At 43.2% G+C, this 4,632-nt stretch carries 7 protein-coding genes and 1 pseudogene; 3 read left to right on the top strand and 5 right to left on the bottom strand.

The features are described from left to right. Window positions 1–784, bottom strand: a 784-nt coding sequence (locus PX481_RS25895) for an AAA family ATPase (RefSeq protein WP_288096829.1), incomplete at its 3' end; no start/stop codon positions are given. 286 nt (window positions 785–1,070) lie between these two features. On the opposite strand from PX481_RS25895, the gene PX481_RS25900 reads away from it, so the two are divergent. Beyond that, a complete protein-coding gene (locus PX481_RS25900) occupies window positions 1,071–2,261 on the top strand; it encodes a class I SAM-dependent methyltransferase (RefSeq protein ID WP_288096831.1) in 1,191 nt (396 codons plus the stop codon). Between the two features lie 227 nt (window positions 2,262–2,488). Here the strand turns inward: PX481_RS25900 and PX481_RS25905 are convergent. Next, window positions 2,489–2,653 (bottom strand): annotated as a pseudogene (locus tag PX481_RS25905) (DUF4327 family protein); the annotation flags it as partial. A gap of 132 nt (window positions 2,654–2,785) precedes the next feature. Here PX481_RS25905 and PX481_RS25910 point away from each other — a divergent pair. Next, a complete protein-coding gene (locus PX481_RS25910; RefSeq protein WP_002763436.1) occupies window positions 2,786–2,968 on the top strand; it encodes a hypothetical protein in 183 nt (60 codons plus the stop codon). A gap of 153 nt (window positions 2,969–3,121) precedes the next feature. Here the strand turns inward: PX481_RS25910 and PX481_RS25915 are convergent, their stop codons facing one another. The 3 genes from PX481_RS25915 to PX481_RS25925 are packed head-to-tail and all read right to left on the bottom strand — an operon-like array spanning window position 3,122 to window position 4,348. Beyond that, complete coding sequence (locus PX481_RS25915) at window positions 3,122–3,610, bottom strand: diacylglycerol kinase family protein (RefSeq protein ID WP_002763438.1); 489 nt, start codon at window positions 3,608–3,610, stop codon at window positions 3,122–3,124. Between the two features lie 28 nt (window positions 3,611–3,638). Then, complete coding sequence (gene ybeY, locus PX481_RS25920) at window positions 3,639–4,151, bottom strand: rRNA maturation RNase YbeY (protein ID WP_002763439.1); 513 nt, start codon at window positions 4,149–4,151, stop codon at window positions 3,639–3,641. A gap of 11 nt (window positions 4,152–4,162) precedes the next feature. Next, window positions 4,163–4,348, bottom strand: coding sequence for a DUF3285 domain-containing protein (locus PX481_RS25925; RefSeq protein WP_002752941.1), 186 nt, complete (start codon window positions 4,346–4,348; stop codon window positions 4,163–4,165). Window positions 4,349–4,403: 55 nt separating this feature from the next. On the opposite strand from PX481_RS25925, the gene PX481_RS25930 reads away from it, so the two are divergent. Beyond that, on the top strand, window positions 4,404–4,526 hold the full coding sequence (locus PX481_RS25930; protein ID WP_288026490.1) for a hypothetical protein: 123 nt from the start codon (window positions 4,404–4,406) through the stop codon (window positions 4,524–4,526). Window positions 4,527–4,632 lie beyond the last annotated feature (106 nt).

A 4,632-nucleotide genomic window follows, 5' to 3' on the forward strand; every position in this document is an offset into this window, starting at 1 on the left:
GCATAGCAATCAGACATTTTTCTCCATCAGAAAGTTGATTAACAGTAACTATTTCATTCTTTTTTGTTACTTCCATTCTCAAGGGATTACGACGGACGCTAAGATTACTAAAATCGGGTAGAAAACGTTCGATCGTTTCCCGAACTGCTTCTAATTGGGGATCGGGAAAACAAAAACCTTCCGGTTTAATTAGATCATACTGATATTTTCTATTTTCATTTTCTAAATCTTCACGTTCGCGAAACCATTCAAAAAAAGTGCGAAAATCTGATCCACTGGTTAAAGCATTTTCGTAGGCACTTAGAGAATCAAATTGATGTTTTGTTTTAATTTTTAATGGTATATCCAGCACTGCTCGATTAACAGAATAATAAACAAATAAAGGTAAGTTAATTTCTCCTTGATGTTCAGTAATTTGTCGTTGTATTTGTTGAGTGTATTCATTTAATTGGCTAAAATTATTCCGTTCTCCAGCGTGGATATATCCAGTCCTAGTTTTTACTATTTTCCAAGTAATCTCTTGACTATCTTCCGTCACCCCCGTGATTTCAATTATAGCCGTCCCCTGACCATTATTAATCTCGGTTTCGCTCATCTGTCGTCCACTGGCATTAGTATTTTTTAGGCGATTAACTAACCATGAAAGCATAATCGCCAAACTATCTAAAATGGTGGATTTTCCCGCACCATTAACTCCTATGAATACGTTGAGTTGCCGATGAAAGTCGATGTTTAAACTGACTGCACCTCGATAATTAATAAGCTTTATAGACTTAATTCTCATGGTTTTTTGTATCGGCAAGATTTGCTTATATTTGAGATAATTGTTAGAGAATGACTCTCGAATAATTGCCAGTAAAACTTAGATAGGGTTAAGAGACAGTAGGACAAGGAATAGAAAAAAATATCGACCAAAGAAATAATATCTAATTTTGGCACAGAACTGGATAGTCATAATGATTATTTATCATTTACCCCCGACCAACTCAAAAAAACCCCGGCTGACTTTCCCGATCGCTGCCGTCTGTGAGACAATCGATCGAGTGTTATCCTAAACTCCGCCAATTTTCATGTCCGACGACGCTACTATTCGCACTGCTGTACAACGTCTCTACAATACCTATCCTTTCCCCCCCGAACCGCTCCTAGATGAACCTCCTCCCGGTTACAATTGGCGCTGGAATTGGATTGCTGCCTATAACTTTTGTTGTCATCGTAAACCCGAACGAGAGGATATCCGCATTCTCGATGCGGGTTGTGGTACTGGTGCGGGAACCGAATATCTGCTCGCGCTCAACCCTTTTGCTAATATAGTCGCTATAGATATCAGTGAAAAAGCCCTAGAAATCGCCAAAGAACGCTGTAATCGTTCTGGAGTCGCACCAAAACACCGAGGTTCTCTGGATTTTCACCATTTACCCCTTGAATCCGCCACTAATCTCCCCGGAGAATTTGATTTAATTAACTGCGTCGGGGTGCTGCACCATCTCCCGGACCCGATTAAAGGGATTCAATCCCTCGCGCAAAAACTGGCCCCCGGTGGTCTGCTGCACATTTTTGTCTATGCACAATTGGGCCGCTGGGAAATCCAGTTAATGCAATCGGCGATCGCACTTTTGCAAGGAGACCGGCGCGGGGATTATAAAGATGGGGTCGCTGTCGGCCGAGAGATTTTTGCCTCCCTACCAGAAAATAATCGCATTTTGAAACGGGAAAAAGAGCGTTGGTCAATGGAAAATCATCGCGATGAGTCCTTCGCTGATATGTACGTTCACCCCCGGGAAGTGGACTATAATATCGATACCCTTTTTCAACTGATTGATGCGTCAGGATTAGCCTTTATTGGCTTTTCTAACCCTTCCTACTGGCAATTAGAGCGTTTATTGGGTAAATCCCCCGAATTGATGGCTAGAGCGCAAAATTTAGGGGAAAGGGAACGTTATCGCTTGACGGAATTATTAGACCCGGAAATCACCCACTATGAATTTTTCCTCGCTAAACCACCGATTTTGACTGCCGATTGGTCCAGGGATCAAGTCCTCGAGAATGCAGTGGCCGAAGTTCATCCCTGTCTTTACGGTTGGCCTAGTGCAAGTGTTCTAGATTACGATTATCGGCCGGTTAATCTCTCGGAGAGAGAATTTGCTTTTTTACAAGCTTGTGATGGTCGTTTAAGCGTGGGAGAAATCGACGCTCAAGTTGCCTTAGGATTAACTGGTGTGCGTTCTTTACAACAGCGCCAACTACTGATTTTAAGTTAGGGAAAATTTGGGGATGTTAGAGATAGCGTCCCTTGGCAATGGGTAACTTTTAAACTAACTTGGCTAAATTTTGCCAAAAATTCTTTTTTCTCAACAATTATCCCCCTCTCTCCCCATAGTTTCAGCCCCAGAATTAACCGGGGCTGAATTATAATAGTTATATAGAGTGGACAAGGCTGATAAATTTCTGATTGGTCCGATTTTTACCCAGATCGGCAAACGGGAGTTTAGTCATTATCCCAAGATTCCGAGGCGATTAAGTCACCAATTTGATCCCTGAGAAGGTAGTCACACCGTTCTAGTTCACATTCAACACAAACCCACTCCCGAGGGGGAATGAACTGACAGAGGGTGTAGATCGGTTGGTGTCTGCTCACTACCCCCTGTTCTAAGCTAAACGGCGCTTAACCTGCATGATCCAATAGCTATAACCCTTTTGGAGTCTATATCGGTGATCCGAAGTAAAAGCCGTTTAGCTTACCATCTGACGGACTTCGTCCTTAATCATCCTGATAGAGTAAGCGGTGGGAGCGGTGGAGAAAGTTATGGCACTCATGGGAGATTTCCTGCAAGATCTACAAAAAAGTCTTATCAATAACTATACTCTAACCTATAAGGGGACAAAAGAGATTTTTTGCTGTATCGAGGATGACAATTTTTTATATATAGCGAAACCCTCTCCCCTCACCAGTTTAGGCTTAGGTTAAGAAAAGTTAAATTTATCGGCTAAAAGCTGTCGAGTCCCCTTATACCGAATCGGCTTTTTTAGCCGTCAGGAGTCAGGAGTCAGGAGTCAGGAGTCAGGAGTCAGGAGTTAGCTTTTTCTCCCTACTCCTCTCTCACCACTTCCCACTTCCCACTTAAACTAATAAATGGGGAATAAAAATAAAAGCCGCTACGAGTAAAGCGGCGATCGAGGCGATTAAAACGGCACCAGCGGCACAATCTTTCGCTATTTTGGCTAAATCATGGTAGGATTGCCCCACCGTCAGATCTACGACTGATTCTAGGGCAGTGTTAATTAATTCTAAGACCATCACCAGAGCGCAGGTAAGGGTGACAATCGCCATTTCCATGGCATTAACCCGCAAAAATAAGCCCCAACTAACCGCTACTAGGGTAATCAGGGTGTGAATGCGAAAATTTCTTTGACTAACAAAAGCATAACGGACTCCGGCCCAAGCGTAGCGAAAACTGACTAACAGATTCGAGGCGACTTGCCAAGCGTATTCTCTTTGACTGGGATTGTTGCCCTCACTAACCTGTCCCGATCGAGGGATAAAATTATTGTTGAGATAGGGATTAGATAGGCTGGTAGATTGGTTGGCTTGATGATAGTTTGTCTTCATATTCCTCAATAATGCTTGACAAAAATAACTAACTATGTATCGGCATTTCGACGGTTTTTAACAAAGTTTCCTGTAAAGATAGCATTTCTAACAGACTTGTTTCATCGGGATGGTCCCAACCCAAAAGATGTAAACAAGCGTGGGCAGTTAACCAGGCCAATTCTCGCGCCAAAGAATGATTTTGTGTTAAAGCCTGTTGTTGTGCTGTCTCCACAGAGATGATAATATCCCCCAAATATAAAGGTTCTGTCTCTAAAATGCCCTCATCCACTGGTAAATCCACTTCCAGAGCGGCAAAAGCGAGAACATCCGTCGGTTGATCTTTGTGGCGATATTGGCAATTATAGGTCTGAATTTCTCGATCGTCTGTTAAACGCAAACTTAGTTCATAACCGGCGGCAAGGGGGAGATAATCCGATAGATAGCCTAACCATGTCTCCAACCAATAGTGCCAAGTTTCCCCATCCACAGGACTATTTCCGGGATTAAAATAATTATCCTGTAGGCATAAATCCACCCCTAGGGGCAAAGTCTCACTCACCAGATTTCACCCTAGGGACGCGTCAGATAGGAAATACCGACAAAAAAGCCTAATAGGGCTGCTGTAGTCAAAAAAAAGTGTTTTAACGAGACGCCTTTTTTCTTGACCATATTCCGCATCGCCAGCTTGACGTAACTGGGTTGCGCTTCGGTGGCGGTTTCTACTGCGGGGTCAGTGGTGCTAACAGGTTCAGTCATCAGTAATTCCCCAGACAAAGATTGATCGCTATAAGTGTAACAGATTATTAAAAAAGTGCCAAAAAAATTCAAGTCCGGGGGAAAATCGTTCCCCTTCCGGGATAGTCAAAACCGCTCAACTCCCCCACACCCCACACCCCACACCCCACACCCCACACCCCACACCCCAGCAGTCTAACCATGTCTTCCCAATATCCCGAAAGCATCCAGACTATTTTTCAAAAAATTTGGGGCTATGATAGCTTTCGCTTTCCCCAACAGGAGATTATCGAGACGATTTTAGC

This window comes from Microcystis sp. M53603_WE2, from assembly GCF_030065435.1.

Bases quoted from the DNA above. Each gene is read 5' to 3' on its own strand.
- PX481_RS25900 (WP_288096831.1), top strand. From the start codon at position 1,071: ATGTCCGACGACGCTACTATTCGCACTGCTGTACAACGTCTCTACAAT.
- PX481_RS25925 (WP_002752941.1), bottom strand. From the start codon at position 4,348: ATGACTGAACCTGTTAGCACCACTGACCCCGCAGTAGAAACCGCCACC.
- PX481_RS25915 (WP_002763438.1), bottom strand. From the start codon at position 3,610: ATGAAGACAAACTATCATCAAGCCAACCAATCTACCAGCCTATCTAAT.